Consider the following 18,204-nt stretch of genomic DNA (forward strand, 5'->3'; position numbering starts at 1 on the left):
CTCCTGCAACGTCACCCACGGAGTCGACGATGGACCTCACGAATCACAGCGTGGCCGACCTGTTCGCGCAGCTCGGTCTGCCGAACGAGGAGCACGACATCCAGGCGTTCGTCGACGCGCACCGTGGCCTGCCCAACGACGCGCGGCTCGCCGACGCGCCGTTCTGGACCGACGCGCAGGCGCGCTTCCTGCGCGACGAGATCCGCGAGGACGCCGACTGGGCCGGGGTGGTGGACCAGCTGAACGTGATGCTGCACCAGTAGGGGGCCATGCCTGTGGCGAACTGACCGCGTCGGCTACCTGGAACGCGGCATGTCGCTAGTTGCCAAGCCGTTCGAGATCGACACGCTGGCTCGCAAGGTCCGCGAAGCGTTCGACGCGGTGCGGGGCGGGTAGGCGCGCACCTACCTGCCGCGGGTGCGCCTTCCGACGCGGCCGCGACGAAGCGCCCGATCCCCGTCGCCGCCGCGTGCGGTCAATGTAGGGGCCATCACCCCACCCAGGAGACCGTCATGAACCACCCTCTCTCGCGCACCGGAATCGCTTCACTGCGCGCGCTTTCCGCAGGCATCGCGCTCGCGCTCGCTCCCGTCACCGTCGTCCACGCGCAGCAGCCGATGGCCGCGGCCTCGGCCGCATCCGCGGCATCGGCCGGCAATGCCGCGTCGTCGGCCGCCGCGGGCAACAAGGCCGCGAAGCCGCCGGTCGACGCAGCCGCCTCGCGCGCTGGCGTCGCGACCAAGAAGCCGGCCAAGCCCGGCGCGCAGTCCGGACCGATGCCGGCATCGGCCCCGCAGCGCTGACCCCGCGACGGGCGGTCGCGGGGCGTTGACCGCGTGCGCGGCGCCCGAGCGCATAGAGTGAGGCCTTCACAGGAACGGGAGGCCCGCAATGCCCAGCTTTTCCACGCTGACGATCGAGCAGGACGCACGCAGCCCGCGCATCGCGCGACTGCTGCTCAACCGCCCCGAGCGACTTAACGCCATCAACGAGGAGATGCCGCGCGAGATCCGCGCCGCCGTCGAGTGGGCCAACGCGCAGGCCGAGGTCCACGTCATCGTCGTCGAGGGCGCCGGCAAGGGCTTCTGCGGCGGTTACGACCTCGGCCTGTACGCGGAGCAGGATCGCGACCACCCTTGCCAGCAGGAGCGCTACCCCTGGGATCCGATGGTGGACTATGCCCAGATGAAGCGGTTCACCGAGGACTTCATGAGCCTGTGGCGCAGCGCCAAGCCGACGATCGCCAAGGTGCACGGCGCCGCGGCCGCGGGCGGCAGCGACATCGCGTTGTGCTGCGACCTCCTCGTGATGGCCAACGACGCGCGCATCGGCTACATGCCCACGCGGGTGTGGGGCTGCCCGACCACGGCAATGTGGACCTTCCGCCTCGGCCCGGTCCGCGCGAAGCAGATGATGTTCACCGGCGACCTGATCGACGGCCGGCAGGCGGCCGAATGGGGGTTGGCGAACTTCTCGGTACCCGGTGCGGAACTGGACGCGCGCACGTTCGAACTGGCCGAACGCATCGCCGGGGTGCCCAGCAGCCACCTGGCCATGCACAAGATGGTCGTCAACCAGGTGATGCTGACGATGGGCCTCGAGCAGGCCCAGACGATGGCCACCGTGTTCGACGGCATCACCCGCCACAACCCGGAGGGCCTGTGGTTCCGCCGCTTCGCGCAGGAAGCCGGCTTCAAGGAGGCCGTGGCCTGGCGCGACAGCGGGCGCCCGATCCCGGAAGGCGACGAGGCGCGCGCGCTGATCGAGGAGCTGGAGCGGAAGAAGCGGCGCTGAGACCATCCTGCGGCCGGCCCCGCGCCCCGGGGTAGTCCTTGAACCCGGGTCGCGCCGGGGTCGATCACGTCAAGGCAAGGGCCCGTCGCTTCCCGCTTTGTCCCGGGGGTCCAGCACCTGTCTGACCATCCGCGAGAGCTTGTCTGCCTGGGCCTCGACGACCTCCTGAACGCGCGCAAGAAGCACGCTTTCCGTCCCTGACATGCCCAGCGTTGCCGCGGCGAGCCGAATCGGCGCGAAAGGGTCGCTCAACTCACCTGCAACCATGTTCAACAGTTCGGCCTGTCGGACTCTCGACGCTTCAGCGGCAGCGAGAAGCTCATGGGCGCCGAGCGCTGCCAGGACCAGCGCTTCGTTGGCCTCGCGGAGCTGCAAGTTTCGCTGGTCATGCGCGAGCACCGACAGTTCGTCCTGGGTTGGTCGATCGTTCGAGAGATCGCCCGCCCGGGTCGACGGTGACGAACCTGACGCGGGATGCGGTGCATGAAAGACGTATCCACCGGAACCCCGCTGCTTGGCCCGGTTCATCGCCGCATCTGCGCACTCGATCAACCCCTTGGGGTCTGCACCGTCCTCGGGATACACGCTGATCCCGATGCTCGCCGTCAAACCGGCGGCGCCGATGGTCAAGCCTCGAGCAGCCAGGACCGCGTTCACCTTGCTGGCGACCTGCGCCGCATCTTCGGGCTGCGCGACTTCCGCCAGAAGGATCAGGAACTCATCGCCACCGTGACGGCTTACCGTGTCCGTCTCGCGAACGATGGACTTCAGGCCATCGGCCGCGAGCTTGAGCACGAGATCTCCGGCCCCGTGGCCGAGGGTCGCGTTGATCTTCCTGAACGCGTCGAGATCGAGGAACAAGAGCGCCACACGTTGCCCATGTCGCTTCGCATTCGCGATGGCGCCTTCGAAGCGGTCCAACAGCAGCATCCGATTGGGCAGCCCGGTCAGTGGGTCGAGGCGGCTTGCCCGGGAAGCGGCCTCCAGCGCGCGATGGGCCGCTTCCGCTTTCGTCTGGGCGTCGAGCGCGCTCACGATCAGGCTCTGGTTGGCTTCCATGAGCTGGTCTGCCTGGCTGCGGTCCAGTCGGCTCTCGGCCCTGACCACCTCCTGCAGCAACTGCACCAGCACTGCACGCATCGTCGCAACCGGACCATTCAGGTCAGTCGGGCCCCCTTGCGACGGCGCCGGCGGTTCCTCGGGCAGTTCGGTCGTCTTGTCCACGGTGGCGTGTCAGTCAGCCGACAGCGGGGTGACGGGTGTGACGGCGGGGACCGCCTGGTCCGCGGTCTTTCGGGTAGGCCTGCCGCCCAACAAGCCCTCCTGGTCGGTCAGCATCTCGCCGATGCGAATGCCCTGATCGTCGATCACGAACTCGCGCAACTGATCCGAGTGTCCGCTCGCGCGCACCTTGACCACCGCCATCACGCGGCGCAAACGGCTGTCGACCTCGATGTAGCGTTGCACGATGATCGCGTCCGTCATGAACGCCGTGCCATAGGGGCTGAATCGCAAGTCGGTATAGCGGTCTTCCAGTTCGGAAGTCATCACGACGGTCACGCCGATGCCGGCCAGCGCCGTCACCATGCTCGACAGTGATTCCCGGAAGTCTTCGCGGAACGTGGGTGCAAGCGCCAGTTCAAAGCCTGACAGCGAATCGATCACCACGCGGGTCGCCCCGAGCCGAGTGATCTCGCGCATCAGCATGTGGACGGTCTCGTCGATGGACAAGTCCGCGCATCGGCTCTCCACCAGGCCCACTTTGCCCTCGGCAATCAAGTCCGCGACGATGCGACTGCGCGAGCGATTCGGATGCTGCTCGAAGGCAGCGATGACGCTGGTCTCGCCATTGCGTGCGCCTTCCGCGAGGAAGGAGGCCGCCAGCACGCTCTTTCCCGATCCCGAGGGCCCCGCGATCAGCAGCGAGTAGCCGCGAGGCAACCCACCGCCGAGCATGTCATCGAGGCCGGGCACGCCCATCAGCAGCCGCGGGGCCGACTGCGGCGCACCGGCGTGGGCGCGCGTGCCGACCGCAACGGTCGCCGGTGCGAACACCTCGACCCCGCCCGCATCGATTCGAAAGGTGTGCAGGCCCTGCAGGGTCGGTTGCCCGCGCATCTTCATGATTTCCATCTTGCGCACCATGGAGTTGCGCTGAACGCTCTGGCGCAGCCAGATCAGGCCGTCGCAGACCGTGAACACCGGGTTCGCATCCGTTTCGGTGAAATATTCGCCGATCAGGAACGTCGTGGCCTGCCAGCTTGTCATGAGCAGGCCCAGTTGCTGGACGAAATGCTGCAGGCGGTTGTGCGGGTTGCCGGCGACGGTCTCGCTCGCGAGCACCACGGAGCGGAACGAGTCTACGAACACCAGCGCCGGTCCGTGCGCCGTCACTTCGTCGACGATCCGCTGCAGGACGCGGTCCAGATCGCCGGCCATCGCTTCTTCCGAGAGGTTCACGAATCGAACCGCCTGGCCGATCTTCTCGGCATCGAAGAATTCGAACTGCTGCTGGTATCGCAGCATCTTCAGCGGGGGCTCTCCGAGCACGGTGAAGTACAGGGCGGGTCGCTCGGTGCTGGCCAGCGCGAACATGATCTGGTGGGCCAGGGTCGTCTTGCCGCAGCCGGGCTGCCCGGCGATCAGGTTGAACGAAAACTCGGGCAAACCGCCGCCCAGAATCTCGTCGAGGCCGGGCACACCCGTGGCCAAGCGGTTGATGATCGCCTTGCTGGTCATTGCGTGTTGTCCTGCGCGGATGGGCCGCTCATAAAGTTGACCCAGACCGAACGAAGCAGGCGCTCCGTCAGCGAGGGGCCGATCAAAGTGACCAAGAGATCGTGGAAATTCCTCAGCAATCGCGCACCGGCAAGCGCGGCGTCGGCCGCGCTCTGCTGCGCGAGTGCCGCGACCAACGGGCCGGCATCCATGGACGTGGCCGGGCCCGAGGGAGAGTCGGGCAACCAGCCGTAAGCGCTCCGGCTCAGGTGAACCGAACGTTTGTAGAGCGCGGCCACGCCCAGCGCGCCCACGATCGGGGTCAGCACTTGCTCGATCGAACGGAGTGTCAGTTCCACCGCTTCCGCCACTGGCTGGGCTGAACTTCTGTCCGCGGCCAACCCGCTCAGGTAGGCTGCGATGCCGTCGGTCTCTTCGCTCTGCATGGATGGCCTGATGTCCCGACTACTTGTTCCGCTTATCGTACGCCTGCGTTGGTCCGATCACGTCGATTGCGCACCGGACCGAAGGATCGCCAGAACGCATGCCACCGTACGACACTCATCCTCCGTCGCCGCCACCGTGTCTGTTCGGTAGCGCACGCAGTCAGAGCAATCTTTTGCGGCTGGCGCCCTTCAAGTGTCGAACCCGATGAACGACGCGCGAGGCAACCGCCTGCTCCCGCCTGTTGTTCCGTAGACGCAGGGCGGGCGCCGACCGCCCGCGCTTTCGCGGTCTACCGCGCCCATTCACCTGCACAGGTTGGACAGAATGGCTTTCGCCCTGGGGTTCAAGGCTTCTTCCAGCGCGGCAGCCTGATCGCGAAGCTCGTTCGCGAGGGGCTGGAATCCACGGTGATCGATCCGTGGTGCCCGACGACGATCTCGCGCGCGATGAAGAGGCCGAGGCCCATGCTGGACCGGGACCGCGCGCTGAGCTTGTCGGAGCTGCTCGGAGCGCGGGTCATCGGTTCGAAGATGGATTCGAGCGCGGTGGGTGGTATGGGGTCGCCCTGGTTGCTCACTTCGATCACGATCGCGTCCCCTTCGTCGGCAACGCCCAGCGTGATCGCCCCTCCTCGATCGCCATGCTGTACCGCGTTTCCCAGGAGATTGGTCAGCGCCTGGCCCAGCTTGGGGCCGTCCGCCTGCGCGCGCAAATCGCCGGACGTCTCGAACTTGAATTGAACCTCGGGATGACTCGCCTGAATCGCGTCCAGCGCTTCGTGGCACACCGCCGCCAGGTCGCATGCGGCCAGCTCGAGAGGGATGCCCTCACCAAGCCGGCTTCGCGTGTAGTCCAGCAGATCGGCGATGAGCCGATTCATCTCCTTCGCTGCGCGGGCGCTGCGCGCTACCGCCCTGGCCCGAGCCGGCTCCGACAGGTTCGGCTTGTCGAGCAGCAGATTGGACATCGTGATGACGGAGAGCGGGCCCCTGAGATCGTGACCGAGCACTCCGACGAACAGGTCGCGGGAGTCCGCGAGGTCTGCCGAGTAGCTCTCGACGGATTCGGCCAGTGCCTGGTCGAGCCCCTCGTTGAATCGCGTGATTCCTGAATGGCCGCACCCGGCACGCTCGTTTCCGCAGAGCGCTCCCACAGCGACAGGACGCTTGCCCGCAGGGCTCTGAACTCGGCGACCAATTGCACGAGGTCGAAGCCGGCGAGATGCCGCAGCGTGCCGTGCGACTCCGCGGCGCTCTCGTGCGTCCCGACAGCCGGCGCCACGTCCTTCGACTTGCTCGATTGCTGCTCGCGGGTCTGGCTCGTTTCCATGTCCAGAGCGATCGCGGTAAGGATCTCCCGGCAATGGTCGCGCAGCGCCAGGTTGGTCATGGACCGACCTGCGGGCAGCGCTCGGGCGAACGCCTCCCATTCGTTGACGATCGCATCGCGGTTTGCCCCGATGAAGGCACTCAGTTTCATCCTGAGGGGTTTAACACACGGGCGGTTGCCGCGCTCGTCCGTACGAGTGTGTCGCGCTGTCCTACGAGGTCCCTCGATGCGGTCCGCTAGATTGAGTTCAGATGCATGACCACCTGAAAGCGTTCAGCCCTGAGGAGCGGTACCGCCTGTTGGTCGATGCGGTGACCGACTATGCGATCTACATGATCGACCCCGACGGGTTCGTCGTCAGTTGGAATTCGGGTGCGCAGCGTCTGACGGGCTATGCGGAACACGAGATCATCGGCCGCCACTTCTCTTTGCTGTATGTGCCCGATGACGTGCGCGCCGACGGACCGAACTGCACCTTGCGCGTCGCTGTCAACGAGGGTCGCTTCAAGGCGGACACGTGGCGCATGCGCAAAAGCGGCGAGCGGTTCTGGGCCCAGGTGGTGGTCGACCCGATCCGCGCGGGGGACGGCACCTTGCTGGGCTTTGCCAAGGTCACGCGCGACCTGACCGAGCGCCGCGCGGCCGAAGAAGCGCTGCGCGACAGCGAGGAGCAATTCAAGCTGCTCGTGCAGAGCGTGACCGACTACGCGATCTTCATGCTCACGACGGACGGCGTCGTCAAGAGCTGGAACGCCGGCGCGCAGCGCATCAAGGGCTATGCGCCGCAGGAGATCATCGGCACCCACTTCTCCCACTTTTACCGCGAAGAAGACCGCGTTGCAGAACTCCCCGCGGCGGCGCTGCGTATCGCCGCGGCCGAAGGGCGGTTCGAGAGCGAGGGTTGGCGCGTCCGCAAGGACGGCAGCCAGTTCTGGGCCAACGTGGTGATCGATCCGATCTTCAACGCGCAGGGACAGCTGAGCGGCTTCGCCAAGGTGACTCGGGACGTGACCGAGAAGCGCGAGTCGCAGCTCGCGCTCGAGCGCGCGCGCGAAGCGCTGTTCCAGTCCCAGAAGCTGGACGCCATCGGTCAGCTGACCGGAGGCGTGGCACACGACTTCAACAACCTGCTGATGGTGGTGCTCAGCAGCCTGGAATTGCTCAAACGGCGGATGAAGGCCGACGAGAGGTCGCAGCACCTGATCGACAACGCGGTGCAGGGCGCAAAGCGTGGCGTGACGCTCACCAAGCGCATGCTGGCGTTCGCCCGGCGGCAGCAACTCGCCCCGGTCGCGGTGGACGTGCCGGGGCTGGTCGACGGCATGCGGGATCTGCTCGAACGTTCGCTTGGCCCGACGATCCGCATCGAACTCGATTTTCAGCCCGGGCTGCAACCGGTGTTCGTGGACCCCCATCAACTCGAGCTGGCGGTCCTGAACCTAGCCGTGAATGCGCGCGACGCCATGCCGCAAGGCGGCACCCTGCGCGTAGGCGCGCGACTGGACGAACTGAACAAGGGCACGGCCAAGTTGGCGTTGGGGACGTATGTCTGCCTGTCCATCGCGGACACGGGGGCGGGGATGAGCCCGGCGACGCTGGCGCGTGCCACCGAGCCCTTTTTCACGACGAAGGGCGTCGGCAAGGGAACCGGTCTGGGCCTGCCGATGGTGCACGGTCTGGCCGCTCAGTCGGGTGGCCACTTCGCCCTGCGAAGCGGCGAGGGCAGCGGTACCACCGGCGAACTCTGGTTGCCCGTGGTACTCGCAGGCGCCGACGTGGCGGAAGCGAACGCCACGCCAGCGCCGCCTGCCGACGCCGAGCGTTCACTGCGCATCGTCGCAGTGGACGACGACGCGCTCGTGCTGGAGGGCACCGTCGCGATGCTCGAGGACCTCGGGCACGACGTCCTCCGTGCGACCTCCGCCCATCGGGCGCTGGAACTGATCGCGGGAGACCCCGGCGTGGCGATGGTGATCACCGACCAGGTCATGCCGCACATGACGGGCGGCGAACTCATCGAACGGCTGCGGCGCAATCATCCCCGCATTCCGGTGATCCTGGCTACCGGCTTCGGCGAACTGCCCGATTGCGTCGATCCGATGGCATTGCGGCTGGCGAAGCCGTTCGACCAGGCCGAACTGTCAGAGGCGATTCGCAATGTGTTCGCCAGCAGCGTCTCGCGCCGATCGCCAGCGCCAGGCGGCACGGCCAGCGCCGGCGACGCCGCGCAGCAAGCCTACTGATCCGGGGCGGCGTTCCCGTCGGCGGCGCCAGACGCCCGCGTCGCGCGGGCAGCGCTGCACAATCTTTTCGGCCTGCGTTCGGCACCGCACGGACCTTGCCCAAGTCCCTTGCTACCTTGCCCCGAGCGATGTCCGGCGCCTCCCGCAGTCGGCAGCGTGTTTGTGAGGCCCGCCATGCAAAACCCTACGGCTACCCAGCCTTCACGCGCCAGCTTCGATTCATTCCTTGACGAAGAAAGGTCAGCGGCCGATGAGTCGCTCGCTGAGTACCTCCGTTCGGAACGGATCAACAACTACCTGGAGGCCGCGATCTTCGCAGCGATGGTGGTGACGCTCACGGTGGTCCTCTTCTACGCGCGGTTCTGAGGAGCGAGTGCCCCGACGCTCCCAATGAGGGGCGGGCGTGCCCGCGGCGTCCGCGGCGTTCGTCGCGTGTGCGCCCGAAACAGAGTTGTTGACTGGAACCGCTCACAACCCGCACCGTAGCTAGTGCCTCGGCTGGCCCACCGGAAAAGGTCGCTTACCACCGGCGGTTCAGAGTGGGGGATTCTTTGGCCGAGGGGAGGCGCTGCAAAACATAGTTCATTACTCACCCAGCGAGCCGCTTAGTTCCGGCGACTTGGGCGACAAGTCGCTTGCCTTCTGGGGCCCACGCACGCGCAACGCAGCAAAAATTGCGGACCTGGCGGGCGTCCTGTTGCCCCGCCATTGTCAGTGGCGTTCGAGTGCGCTCGGGTGGGTCTTACTAGGCAATTGGCCCCCAGAAACCCTGGAAAGCTAGCACCGGTGAGGCCTGGCGGCCAGCTAGACCGTTCGCCCTAAAGAAAGCTCGGCCTCGGCCGCGTGACTAGCAGTTGCGAGACGCTTTCATCGGCGCAAAGGGCTACGTGGCGCTCGTCCGGCAACGAGAGGTCGATGACTGCGCTTCTTTGGCCCACCCGTCGGCGGCGCAGCGGTACCACTGCGAGTGACGTTTGTGCTACGTTGTTGGCTATGAAATCCGTCAGCCTTCCGGCCGTGCATGTCGAGCCAGAGTTTCGAGCTGAGCTCGAATCGGTGCTGGGTGAGGCAGAAACCGTCAGCGCCTTCGTCGAGCAAGCCGTCCGCTGCGCGGTGAACTACCGGCGTATGCAAGCGAAGTTCTTGGCGCGCGGCGAACAGGCTTGGCAGGAATATCAAATCGGTGGGGAGTCGCGTCCTGCCTGTGAGGTATTCGACCGAGCTCAGAAGCTCATCGACGCGCGTCGCCAAGAACTCCTGGCAAAGCCGTGACTGCCCCTCAGAACCTCGTGCAGTGCACGTTCGACGCCCTCATCAAGTCTGGTGAGCTGCTGACGACCGACGCATTCCTGCAGCGCATGGATTGGACGCGTGAGACTGCAAGCAGGGCGGTAGCGTCTCATCATCTCTTCCGCATCGAGGTCGGCGGCGTAAGCGCGTATCCAGCTTTCTACCTGGACACCCGCTATGACCGACGAGAGCTTGAGAGCGTCATCGCACTCTTGGGCGACCTACCGGGAGGCAGCAAGTGGTTGTTCTTCACGAAGCCGAAAGCTTCGCTCTCAGCGCCACTCGCCGGCTCGCCCACTGCTCGGGCAAGGGCTGGCGAAGTACCCACGTGGCCTGTACCAACGGAAGGCGTCTACATCGGCCCGTCAGGGGAGCCGCGCACGCCTCTTCAGGCGCTTGAAGCCGGGGAGCTCTTGCGAGTACGGCGGACGGCGGCAGCGTATGCGCAACGCTAGTTGAAAGCGCTTCTCAGCGTAGGCGCCGTTATAGAAAATTATTCACGATTCTTATAATTATAAGAATCCACAATAATTTCTTATAGAAGCGCAGCAGCCCTGGGGCTACTGGCTCACCAGTCGACTGTCCGCGATTACGGGTCCGGCGCCCCTCCCCGAGCTCAGAAAGCCCTACGTCACCAGCCGACGTAAGACTCGTCACCTGGGAAGTCGTGAGGCCCCCGTCGGCTGCCCCACCAGCGTCCGGCGACAACTCGCCTCGACGAAAAGTGGGGGCTCATCAAGGCCAACTTCACAGCATACGAAGGCGGCAAAGACGGACTGCACACGCGCGCTTGCTCAGCCAGGAATAGCGCATCCGCCTTCCCGACCTTCGTCTCCTCGACGAGGAGCGATGCGAAGGCCTCGCACCAACGATTTCGCTCGTCAATCTCTCGCACCATGGGACACCTCGCGAACCGGGCGCCGAAACACACTTGCTGTTCTACGCGCTTGATGTGACAGCTCCGAGATGTCCTCACGTAGGAATCCGCTGACATCTTGACGGCGCTCAAGGTCGATGCTCGAACTGGCTTCGATTTGGTAAATTATTCCCATGAACTCGACCGCACCCCCACTCGCTGCGGACCAGCGCCGACTGGTGTGGTGCACCTTGTTCGCAAGCCTGTTCAAGTTCGAGACCAGGTGCGATTCGAGTCGAGCTCGGGTGGCGGCGGCCAGCGCATTCGAACGCCATGGTGGGCGTGAACCATTCGCCGCTGTCGAGGCCGTGATTCGTGGCGAGCTCAGCTGGCCTGCCCATTCAGACACCCAAGAGGGTCTCGGAGGGTCGCACTAACAGGAGTTGTCGGACGCAACTGGCAGTCCTGCGCGCTGTCATCTGGCGAGGCATCGCAAGCGCCGAGCGCAACATCAGGTCACGTCAAAACGTGGAGCCAGCATGTCAGATGACAAGGCCAAATCCGGTGGACAAGACAGGACGCGAATCAACCTCGCTGAGAGCTACGAGGTGGCCGACTGGTGCAAGAAGTTCGCAGTCACGAAGGAACAGCTTCAGTCCGCGGTATCGGCGGTTGGCGACCGAGCGAGCCGAGTGGAGTCGTATCTTCAGGCTCGGGGCTGAGGGCTAGGCAGCTCACCAGCTCTTGGCACGAGTCGTCAATGAACCCTCCGCCGCAATCTGACTCCGGGAAGGCTGCCAGGACTGATTCGTTCAGAGCGCTGCAGCTGATGGCAATGTCGGTCGCCTTCGTCCTGACCGCCTGCGCGAGCTCTTCACCATCCGACCCACGCCGGACAGTTCAAGCGCCGCCCGGATTCAAAGGCAAGAAATGCGAGATGGTTTCGCCTGACCTAAACCCAGACCTGATGCGTCCCGGGAAGCCCGCGACGGTTAAGGCGCGAGCTCACTTCGTCGACGGCGAAGTGAAGTCGGTTGAAATTCTGTCGGGTCCCGCGGCTTACCGACAACCTGTCATCGACGCGATGACGAAGTACACCTGCTCAGGAGGTCTTACCTTCGTCGCGGACCAGAAGTTTGTGTTCGGAGTCGACCCTCTGAGCGGGCGCCTCGGTCGGCCGCAGCGTTGAGCACCCCGATGTTCGTTCGCGCCGTCGGTACATGCCAACCAGGCCCCGGTGCTCAACGTTAAGTTCTAACGAACCACTGCCGCGGAGGTCAATTGCACTGCTCTCACATCATCAGGTTTGTTTCGCTGTTTAACCCCGGCAAGGCGCTCTTATTTCCTTGCGCCGCGGAAGGTCACGTTCCCCTCGACGACCTGTCTGAACGCGCTCGCGAGAACTACTTATACGCGAGGCCAGTCGTGGGTCGAGAGTTCGCGTTTCCGGCTGTTCTTCCAGAAAACAGCGGGCGCTGACGGAGGTCGCCTCCTGGCGGCATGCCCGGTCCAGTCAGTTCGTCATGAGCATGTCGACGTTGGCGCCTTTTGGAAGTCGGTCTTACACCGGGACCACGTCATTTCCTACGCTCTACTACGTCGCAGTACATGCAACATCGCCTCTACCAGTGATACCGCGCAGTCCAGTCATGGCCTACGAACTCGCCGATTTGTTCGCCGAGCGGCACGCTTACCTTGCGTGCTCACTGACGGCGCTCGGGCATCTGGAAAGCGGACCTGCCCGCGATGCGTGTATGTCTGACCTTACCAGTGTGATGGCCGCGCACCTGCGCAGTGTGGAGCATGGGACGACGTCCGTGCTGCGCTGGTTCGGGCCCTCGAAAACACTCGACCAAGTTGTCGGAGCCTATGGCGGTGTGGGCCTAGCGCTTGCCAATACTCTCATCTCGCTCAACTCCACTGACAACTTCGTGTCGAACCTGGAAAGGCTCGCTGTAGCTGTTCAATCCATGTGTCAGGTAGAACGACTCATCGTGCTACCGGCTTTGGAGTCGTTCCTTGGATTCGAGGACCGCATCCACCTCGCATTTGAGATGCAGGAGATGTTCGACGAGCATGTGGGGGTTGTCGGCATCGACGGCTTTCCGCCCAAGAAGGCGTCTCGAAGCGGAACGCATCAGCCTGTTCAGGCTGCGTCTCCAAATTAGACGATAGAGGGGCCCACCGAACTAGAAAAATGCCTGCAAGCGGGCTGGAAGTGATGCAGTTCGCTTGTCGGCAATCAGAAGGGGCAGCGCCCGGTGGTGCGGTTGGGAATGTCCGAAGGGCGGCCCATGCTTAGGCGCGATGAAACCTGGCTTTGGCTCATCGACGTACCACCGCACGCAAAACGGCGGTGAACAGCGGCTCACCCGGCTATCGGGGACAAGAAGCCCCACGGGCTCTTCGTGATGGCGACAGAAACTATCCATGCGGCTATCGCGAGCGCACCCGCAAACGCCTTCGCGCGTGTCCTCCAACAGTACCGCGCTTTCAACGCGACCGTTCCGAGAACGACGTAGCCCACCAAGCCAAGAAGTTTGGCGAGTAGCCAAGGCACATCGACGGGGTTCAGACCTGCCTTCCATGCGAGAGTGATTGCGGAGGCGAGCAAGACCGTGTCGATGATGTGCGGGAGTGTCCTAGCAGGTCGATGCTGCACCCATGCTGCCCCCGAAAGCGATGCGGTTCCCCTCGCAAGAAAGCCGGTCAGTGAGAGCGCGACCGCTGCCTGGTGAACGAGCTTGATGGTTGAGTAGTCCATTTGAGCCAGTTTGCCTGCGAGCCGCCTCGCGCCGTTGTCCGACGACTGTTCGACCGCCTCTCCTGTGACTGCAGGCGTGCCAGACCGCCATGCTGGGCTCACTTCAACCACTTGGGTCCACACGTGTCAGTTTCACGCACTCTTCGCTCCGCTTTCCTTCTTGGCGCAGTTGCGCTTGCCGCTTCCACCCTTGTCTCGCGCGCACAAGCCGCTGATGCCGTGAGACCGGAGACCGGTACCAAGTACAAGGCTGGCCGTGACATGCAGGAGGTTCTCGACACCCTTGGCACGTTGAATGGCAAGCCCATCGAAACACTTGAACCCGCTGAGGCGCGCAAACAGCCGACGCCGACGGATGCTGTGATGGCCGTTCTAAAGAAGCGTGGCAGAGACACCAGCCCGACCGCCCTGGTGCCGGGCGTCATGAGCAAGGACATCGAGATTGCAGGCCCAGCTGGACAGCTGCCCGTCCGCATTTACACGCCTCAGGGTGCGGGCCCGTTCCCGGTTGTGGTCTATTTCCACGGCGGAGGCTGGGTGATTGCCAACAAGGATGTGTACGACGGCGGCGCTCGCGGGCTCGCGAAGCAGTCAAATGCGGTCGTCGTCTCGGTGGACTACCGCCTCGCACCGGAGGCGAAGTTCCCAGCTCAGCACGACGATGCCCTTGCGACCTACAAGTGGGCGGCGCAGAACGCGGCCAGTTTCAATGGCGACCCGAAACGGATGGCCCTTGCCGGCGAGAGCGCAGGTGGAAATCTCGCCATCGCGACAGCCATGGCGGCGCGCGACCAGAATCTCGCAAAGCCTGCGCACGTGGTCGCGGTGTACCCGATTGCGCAAGCCACTGACCTGGCAACGCCCTCCTATGTCGACAGCGCGTCAGCCAAGCCCTTGAACAAGCCAATGATGGAATGGTTTGCCAAACACGCCTTGCGCAACGACGCCGACAAGAAAGACCCGCGCATCGACCTCGTGCACGCCAATCTGAAGGGGCTGCCGCCGGTGACCCTCATCAATGCACAGATTGACCCGCTCCGCAGCGACGCCGATTTGTTGGAGACCGCATTGAAGAAGGCGGGCGTGAAGGTCGAGCACAAACTGTACGCGGGAACCACACACGAATTCTTCGGCATGGCGGCCGTAGTTCCCGAGGCGAAGCAAGCTCAGGAGCTGGCTGGCAAGAGGTTGCAGAGCGCCTGGAAGTAAGCAAGGAGACTTGAAAGACGGCCCACTTCGGGTCGTCGTGAGACGACTGCTCCCGCAAGCGCACCAGAAATTCGGCGGCACCGGTAACGCCCAGTGCGGACGCAGTGGGCTCAAGGACCGCTAGGACTTGTCCCTGCTCTCTGCGACTGCCGCAAGGGGCAGCTCACTCAAGACCTCTGTTAGACCCGCAGCCAGCGCTTCACCAGCGGCTCGGTCCAGTTCGACAGGCAACAAAGAGCCGTCTGGGAACATCAGCTGAACTCTGACCTTGCTGTCGTCATCGGCGCCAGTCACGCCTGCTGCAACCGGCTTCAGTGCCGCATCCAGAGCGTCAGGTGGCGTCTCGGCCTTGGCCAGGACAGCGATGGCGCTGGCCGGAGCGAGGTCAGTGGAAATCGCTTCCGCGACGGCTTCCTTGCGCTCGGTCTCGGCTTTGGCGTCCGCGGCTTGAGAAGGAGAAGGCTCAAGGCGGGAGATGGAGGTTTGCATCGTGCCGTCAGCGTATCAGACACGACGACCGTTCTGAGACGGAACAGACGCCCAGTCCCGGCGCGAAGCACCAACGTGGGGCAGAATTGACTGCGCAGAGACGACATCCCTCGTCAACGCAGCCCCGCTTCTGACCCATGCCCGCTCGAAGGATAAGTGCGTTTCTGGTTGAAGACAGCCCCTTGCTTCGGACCCAAGTGACCGAACTTCTGGAAGAGTTGGCGCCCGTGACGGTCGTCGACGTGGCAGAGGATGAATCCAGTGCGCTGGATTGGTTGGCCCGCGACGGAAACCACTGCGACGTGGCAATCGTGGACATCTTCTTGAAGCGAGGCAACGGCCTGATGGTTCTTCAAAGGGCGGTCAAACTTCGGCCCGATGTCCACTTCGTTGTGCTGAGCAATGCGGCAACCGCCGATGTCCGTCGCTGGTGCGACCAACTGGGCGCCCGAGCCGTGTTCGACAAATCTACGGAAATCGACGACTTGGTTCAGTACTGCTCGGGCCTCGCACGCGCGTCCCAGGCAACATAGCTGAGCTACGCGCTTGCTAGGTTAACCTGGGCCCCCGCAAAAGCACCTTGAAGCAATCCACCGAACCTCATCCGTTTCCTGGCGTGAGTTCACGCAAATGGCGGGCTCGGTCCACCAGATGCGACATCTGGGTCGCCGCGTGGAGCGTCAATCGGTGCTGCGTGAAACCGGGTCTTGGCGAAATGTAGTCGGCAAGCTTCTTCGCGTGGTCGCGCGTCGATTCGGGCGAGTTGGCAAGGAGCGCGATGACTAGGTTCTCCAGTGCAAGCACACGAATCTGAAGCTGCACAGCTTCAGCATCGGTCAGTTCGGGTGCCGTCATCAGTTCCCTTGCGACATTGGCCAAGGGTGAGCCCAGGGACGCTGGCCGCCGCCCGCTCCGTTCGAACTTGGTCCTGCTTCACAGCCACTCCATTGCGTCGGCTTCCGACAAAAACTGACGAATCGTCCATCCGTCTTGCACCGCGGCGGCGACGCCGAGTCGCAAAACTGGCCTGTCATGTTCCGGCACGTCGAAGACCACGGCCAAGCGCATGTTCGCCATGAAGCCCATTTCTCCCAAGCGCCGATAGAACGTGGGCACATCAAGGCTTCGGAGCGTCCCTCTCGCCGAGATGACTGCAAGCAAGCGATGAAGTCCACTTTGCTTCATCGCTGCCGCAACACTCGACCAGAACTCCCAAAGCTCGCTGAAATTTTCGCCAATGTGTTCGTGCCGTTCGCCACCAACTCTTGCGACAAAGATGCCAGGCTGCTCTGCGGTCTCAAAAAGGTAGGCCATGCGGAAAATCCTACGCTAGTTCGCACAGGGTAAAGAGCCCGCGTGCGTCAACAGGACGGCATGAGGGGCAGCAGCATGTGCCACTCGCAAACAAGGACCCAGTCCTACACGGAGAAGACAACTTTTCCTACGGTTCACACGTCGTAGTACACATGATATTCCCGCAACCAGTGCTACGTCGCAGTACCGTCATGGCCCATGAACTCGCCGATTTGTTCGCCGAGCGCCACGCTTACCTCGCGTGTTCATTGACTGCGCTCGGGCATCTCGAAAGCGGCGCTGCCCGCGATGCCTGCGTGTCCGACCTTACCGATGTGCTGGCCGCGCACCTACGCAGTGTGGAGCACGGAACGAGCTCCGTGCTACGACAGCTGGGACCATCGAAGACACTCGACCAAGTGCTCGGGGCCTACGGCGGTGTGGGTCTAGCGCTTGCGTCCACCCTCGTCGCGCTCAAATCCATAGACCAGTTCTCGGCAAGCCTGGAAGCGCTCGCTGTAGCAGTCCAATCTATGTGCCAGGTTGAACGGCATATCGTGCTACCTGCTTTGGAGGCGATTCTTGGATTCGATGAGCGCGCCCACCTGGTGATTGAGATGCAGGCGAGTTTCGACCAGCACGTGGGAGTTGTCGGGGTCGACGGCTTCCCGCCCAAGGCTGTGTCCCGCAGTGGAATGCGCTAGCCACTGCGAGTGCCCCGAAAATTCGACTGGAACCTTGAGCGGCCCAACCAAAAGAGATGCTCTATCTTGGGACGCCCGGAAGCAATCAATCGGGACCGCTTCCGCTACCCGGCGTGAGTTCAAGCAGGTGGCGGGCTCGGTCCACCAGATGCGTCATCTGGGTCGCCGCATGGAGCGTCAACCGGTGCTGCGTAAACCCGGGCCTCGGCGAAATGTAGTCGGCAAGCTCCCTTGCTTGGGCGCGCGTCGCTTCGGGCGAGTTGGCAAGTAGCGCGATGACTAGGTTCTCCAACGCAATCACGCGAATCTGAAGCTGCACGACTTCAGCATCGGTCAGTTCGGGCGGAGCAGTCAGTTCCCTATCGAGAACGCTCCGGGTTGCGCCCACGGCGGCCTTAGGGGGCCGCTGGCGGCCTGCCCGATTCGAAGTTGCGTCGTTTTCCACGGTGACCTACCTTGCTGGAAGGGCCCGCACGCCCTGCGCAGGCATAACGAACCCTACCGCATTCCGCATGACCGTCTTGTCGCCGCGCTTCTCCATCTGGGGGTTCGATGCAGGAGGCTATGTACTCCAGCGCACGGAACATCGGGCGCGCGCCGCCCTATTCTGTGGGATGCAGTTCCGTTGCCCGCAGTCCCCCCAATCAGAACCGGCATCGTCCGGCAGAGCGCTTGCGAATGACCAGACGCAGCTGATGCTTAGCCGCAATGAAATCTGGCTTTGGTTCATCCGTGATGAGGTAACAGGAAAGTTGCGCATCTCTCGGCACCGAATCACCGCAGACGACGCGGAAACGCTGCACCCCGGTGCCACGCAAGTTCCAGGCAGCATGGAGTTCGCGGACCTGCAAATGACCAAGGATGCCGAATTGAGCGTCACCATGGACACTTGGTCCCGTGGGCGGGTACAAATCCCGGGCTAGTCACGCAGCGGCATTGAGCGGTGCGCGCCTTCAGAGTGTCGAGTGGACGGCTAACCGGCTACGCGGACTGCCCGACGCCGCATATTCTTCCACTTAGCAGAGGGGTTGACCATTGCCCTCTGCGACGACGGGGGTTCGGCGCGTT

At 63.8% G+C, this 18,204-nt stretch carries 23 protein-coding genes; 13 read left to right on the forward strand and 10 right to left on the reverse strand.

Features of this window, described 5'->3' with window-relative positions; all coding sequences use genetic code 11:
* Nucleotides 1-29 precede the first annotated feature (29 nt).
* The 3 genes from ACWH49_RS13870 to ACWH49_RS13880 all read left to right on the forward strand — a co-directional run bounded on the left by ACWH49_RS13870 (nt 30) and on the right by ACWH49_RS13880 (nt 1,794).
* Complete coding sequence (locus tag ACWH49_RS13870) at nt 30-263, forward strand: DUF2789 domain-containing protein (protein ID WP_448171982.1); 234 nt, start codon at nt 30-32, stop codon at nt 261-263.
* A 249-nt stretch (nt 264-512) separates the two neighbouring features.
* The gene (locus ACWH49_RS13875; protein WP_448171983.1) at nt 513-803 is read left to right on the forward strand and encodes a hypothetical protein; all 291 of its coding nucleotides are present in this window, start codon (nt 513-515) and stop codon (nt 801-803) included.
* Nucleotides 804-891: 88 nt separating this feature from the next.
* A complete protein-coding gene (locus ACWH49_RS13880) occupies nt 892-1,794 on the forward strand; it encodes a crotonase/enoyl-CoA hydratase family protein (protein WP_448171984.1) in 903 nt (300 codons plus the stop codon).
* A 69-nt stretch (nt 1,795-1,863) separates the two neighbouring features.
* On the opposite strand, the gene ACWH49_RS13885 is transcribed toward ACWH49_RS13880, so the two are convergent.
* From ACWH49_RS13885 to ACWH49_RS13905, 5 genes are all read right to left on the reverse strand, one after another.
* Complete coding sequence (locus ACWH49_RS13885; protein ID WP_448171985.1) at nt 1,864-3,018, reverse strand: diguanylate cyclase domain-containing protein; 1,155 nt, start codon at nt 3,016-3,018, stop codon at nt 1,864-1,866.
* A gap of 9 nt (nt 3,019-3,027) precedes the next feature.
* Nucleotides 3,028-4,533 carry an RAD55 family ATPase gene (locus ACWH49_RS13890; protein ID WP_448171986.1) on the reverse strand — a complete coding sequence of 502 codons (1,506 nt, stop codon included), beginning with the start codon at nt 4,531-4,533 and terminating at the stop codon, nt 3,028-3,030.
* The gene (locus ACWH49_RS13895; RefSeq protein WP_448171987.1) at nt 4,530-4,958 is read right to left on the reverse strand and encodes a hypothetical protein; all 429 of its coding nucleotides are present in this window, start codon (nt 4,956-4,958) and stop codon (nt 4,530-4,532) included. The genes ACWH49_RS13890 and ACWH49_RS13895 overlap by 4 nt, the downstream gene beginning before the upstream one ends.
* Before the next feature lie 344 nt (nt 4,959-5,302).
* Nucleotides 5,303-5,980, reverse strand: coding sequence for a sensor histidine kinase (locus ACWH49_RS13900; RefSeq protein WP_448174349.1), 678 nt, complete (start codon nt 5,978-5,980; stop codon nt 5,303-5,305).
* Nucleotides 5,866-6,438, reverse strand: a complete 573-nt coding sequence (locus tag ACWH49_RS13905) for an RsbRD N-terminal domain-containing protein (RefSeq protein ID WP_448171988.1) — start codon at nt 6,436-6,438, stop codon at nt 5,866-5,868. Before ACWH49_RS13905 ends, ACWH49_RS13900 begins: the two co-directional genes overlap by 115 nt.
* A gap of 101 nt (nt 6,439-6,539) precedes the next feature.
* Between ACWH49_RS13905 and ACWH49_RS13910 the strand changes: the two genes are divergently transcribed.
* The 6 genes from ACWH49_RS13910 (at nt 6,540) to ACWH49_RS13935 (ending at nt 12,845) form a co-directional block, all read left to right on the forward strand.
* Complete coding sequence (locus ACWH49_RS13910) at nt 6,540-8,531, forward strand: PAS domain S-box protein (RefSeq protein WP_448171989.1); 1,992 nt, start codon at nt 6,540-6,542, stop codon at nt 8,529-8,531.
* Between the two features lie 174 nt (nt 8,532-8,705).
* A complete protein-coding gene (locus ACWH49_RS13915; RefSeq protein ID WP_448171990.1) occupies nt 8,706-8,897 on the forward strand; it encodes a hypothetical protein in 192 nt (63 codons plus the stop codon).
* Nucleotides 8,898-9,524: 627 nt separating this feature from the next.
* On the forward strand, nt 9,525-9,803 hold the full coding sequence (locus ACWH49_RS13920; protein ID WP_448171991.1) for a YlcI/YnfO family protein: 279 nt from the start codon (nt 9,525-9,527) through the stop codon (nt 9,801-9,803).
* A gap of 1,413 nt (nt 9,804-11,216) precedes the next feature.
* On the forward strand, nt 11,217-11,399 hold the full coding sequence (locus tag ACWH49_RS13925; protein ID WP_448171992.1) for a DUF3606 domain-containing protein: 183 nt from the start codon (nt 11,217-11,219) through the stop codon (nt 11,397-11,399).
* A 38-nt stretch (nt 11,400-11,437) separates the two neighbouring features.
* Nucleotides 11,438-11,866, forward strand: a complete 429-nt coding sequence (locus ACWH49_RS13930) for a hypothetical protein (protein WP_448171993.1) — start codon at nt 11,438-11,440, stop codon at nt 11,864-11,866.
* A gap of 460 nt (nt 11,867-12,326) precedes the next feature.
* Nucleotides 12,327-12,845, forward strand: a complete 519-nt coding sequence (locus ACWH49_RS13935) for a hypothetical protein (protein WP_448171994.1) — start codon at nt 12,327-12,329, stop codon at nt 12,843-12,845.
* A 200-nt stretch (nt 12,846-13,045) separates the two neighbouring features.
* Here the strand turns inward: ACWH49_RS13935 and ACWH49_RS13940 are convergent, their stop codons facing one another.
* A complete protein-coding gene (locus ACWH49_RS13940) occupies nt 13,046-13,441 on the reverse strand; it encodes a SirB2 family protein (protein ID WP_448171995.1) in 396 nt (131 codons plus the stop codon).
* Nucleotides 13,442-13,660: 219 nt separating this feature from the next.
* Between ACWH49_RS13940 and ACWH49_RS13945 the strand changes: the two genes are divergently transcribed.
* The gene (locus ACWH49_RS13945; RefSeq protein ID WP_448171996.1) at nt 13,661-14,650 is read left to right on the forward strand and encodes an alpha/beta hydrolase; all 990 of its coding nucleotides are present in this window, start codon (nt 13,661-13,663) and stop codon (nt 14,648-14,650) included.
* 120 nt (nt 14,651-14,770) lie between these two features.
* Here ACWH49_RS13945 and ACWH49_RS13950 read toward each other — a convergent pair whose 3' ends face one another.
* Entirely contained in the window at nt 14,771-15,139 is a 369-nt protein-coding gene (locus ACWH49_RS13950) for a hypothetical protein (RefSeq protein ID WP_448171997.1), read from the reverse strand.
* A gap of 137 nt (nt 15,140-15,276) precedes the next feature.
* On the opposite strand from ACWH49_RS13950, the gene ACWH49_RS13955 reads away from it, so the two are divergent.
* Complete coding sequence (locus tag ACWH49_RS13955; RefSeq protein ID WP_448171998.1) at nt 15,277-15,672, forward strand: response regulator; 396 nt, start codon at nt 15,277-15,279, stop codon at nt 15,670-15,672.
* Between the two features lie 67 nt (nt 15,673-15,739).
* On the opposite strand, the gene ACWH49_RS13960 is transcribed toward ACWH49_RS13955, so the two are convergent.
* Nucleotides 15,740-15,994, reverse strand: a complete 255-nt coding sequence (locus ACWH49_RS13960; protein WP_448171999.1) for a hypothetical protein — start codon at nt 15,992-15,994, stop codon at nt 15,740-15,742.
* 78 nt (nt 15,995-16,072) lie between these two features.
* Entirely contained in the window at nt 16,073-16,453 is a 381-nt protein-coding gene (locus ACWH49_RS13965) for a hypothetical protein (RefSeq protein WP_448172000.1), read from the reverse strand.
* Between the two features lie 191 nt (nt 16,454-16,644).
* Between ACWH49_RS13965 and ACWH49_RS13970 the strand changes: the two genes are divergently transcribed.
* Nucleotides 16,645-17,136, forward strand: coding sequence for a hypothetical protein (locus ACWH49_RS13970; protein WP_448172001.1), 492 nt, complete (start codon nt 16,645-16,647; stop codon nt 17,134-17,136).
* Nucleotides 17,137-17,221: 85 nt separating this feature from the next.
* Here ACWH49_RS13970 and ACWH49_RS13975 read toward each other — a convergent pair whose 3' ends face one another.
* A complete protein-coding gene (locus ACWH49_RS13975) occupies nt 17,222-17,581 on the reverse strand; it encodes a hypothetical protein (protein ID WP_448172002.1) in 360 nt (119 codons plus the stop codon).
* Nucleotides 17,582-17,648: 67 nt separating this feature from the next.
* Between ACWH49_RS13975 and ACWH49_RS13980 the strand changes: the two genes are divergently transcribed.
* The gene (locus ACWH49_RS13980; RefSeq protein WP_448172003.1) at nt 17,649-18,059 is read left to right on the forward strand and encodes a hypothetical protein; all 411 of its coding nucleotides are present in this window, start codon (nt 17,649-17,651) and stop codon (nt 18,057-18,059) included.
* Nucleotides 18,060-18,204: the final 145 nt, after the last annotated feature.

It is taken from the genome of Rhizobacter fulvus (assembly GCF_964020785.1).

Excerpts from the sequence above, each read along its gene's own strand:
- ACWH49_RS13870 (WP_448171982.1), top strand. The coding sequence starts at position 30 with ATGGACCTCACGAATCACAGCGTGGCCGACCTGTTCGCGCAGCTCGGT.
- ACWH49_RS13875 (WP_448171983.1), top strand. The coding sequence starts at position 513 with ATGAACCACCCTCTCTCGCGCACCGGAATCGCTTCACTGCGCGCGCTT.
- ACWH49_RS13880 (WP_448171984.1), top strand. The coding sequence starts at position 892 with ATGCCCAGCTTTTCCACGCTGACGATCGAGCAGGACGCACGCAGCCCG.
- ACWH49_RS13890 (WP_448171986.1), bottom strand. The coding sequence starts at position 4,533 with ATGACCAGCAAGGCGATCATCAACCGCTTGGCCACGGGTGTGCCCGGC.
- ACWH49_RS13895 (WP_448171987.1), bottom strand. The coding sequence starts at position 4,958 with ATGCAGAGCGAAGAGACCGACGGCATCGCAGCCTACCTGAGCGGGTTG.
- ACWH49_RS13905 (WP_448171988.1), bottom strand. The coding sequence starts at position 6,438 with ATGAAACTGAGTGCCTTCATCGGGGCAAACCGCGATGCGATCGTCAAC.
- ACWH49_RS13910 (WP_448171989.1), top strand. The coding sequence starts at position 6,540 with ATGCATGACCACCTGAAAGCGTTCAGCCCTGAGGAGCGGTACCGCCTG.
- ACWH49_RS13915 (WP_448171990.1), top strand. The coding sequence starts at position 8,706 with ATGCAAAACCCTACGGCTACCCAGCCTTCACGCGCCAGCTTCGATTCA.
- ACWH49_RS13920 (WP_448171991.1), top strand. The coding sequence starts at position 9,525 with ATGAAATCCGTCAGCCTTCCGGCCGTGCATGTCGAGCCAGAGTTTCGA.
- ACWH49_RS13925 (WP_448171992.1), top strand. The coding sequence starts at position 11,217 with ATGTCAGATGACAAGGCCAAATCCGGTGGACAAGACAGGACGCGAATC.
- ACWH49_RS13930 (WP_448171993.1), top strand. The coding sequence starts at position 11,438 with ATGAACCCTCCGCCGCAATCTGACTCCGGGAAGGCTGCCAGGACTGAT.
- ACWH49_RS13935 (WP_448171994.1), top strand. The coding sequence starts at position 12,327 with ATGGCCTACGAACTCGCCGATTTGTTCGCCGAGCGGCACGCTTACCTT.
- ACWH49_RS13940 (WP_448171995.1), bottom strand. The coding sequence starts at position 13,441 with ATGGACTACTCAACCATCAAGCTCGTTCACCAGGCAGCGGTCGCGCTC.
- ACWH49_RS13950 (WP_448171997.1), bottom strand. The coding sequence starts at position 15,139 with ATGCAAACCTCCATCTCCCGCCTTGAGCCTTCTCCTTCTCAAGCCGCG.
- ACWH49_RS13955 (WP_448171998.1), top strand. The coding sequence starts at position 15,277 with ATGCCCGCTCGAAGGATAAGTGCGTTTCTGGTTGAAGACAGCCCCTTG.
- ACWH49_RS13960 (WP_448171999.1), bottom strand. The coding sequence starts at position 15,994 with ATGACGGCACCCGAACTGACCGATGCTGAAGCTGTGCAGCTTCAGATT.
- ACWH49_RS13965 (WP_448172000.1), bottom strand. The coding sequence starts at position 16,453 with ATGGCCTACCTTTTTGAGACCGCAGAGCAGCCTGGCATCTTTGTCGCA.
- ACWH49_RS13970 (WP_448172001.1), top strand. The coding sequence starts at position 16,645 with ATGGCCCATGAACTCGCCGATTTGTTCGCCGAGCGCCACGCTTACCTC.
- ACWH49_RS13980 (WP_448172003.1), top strand. The coding sequence starts at position 17,649 with ATGACCGTCTTGTCGCCGCGCTTCTCCATCTGGGGGTTCGATGCAGGA.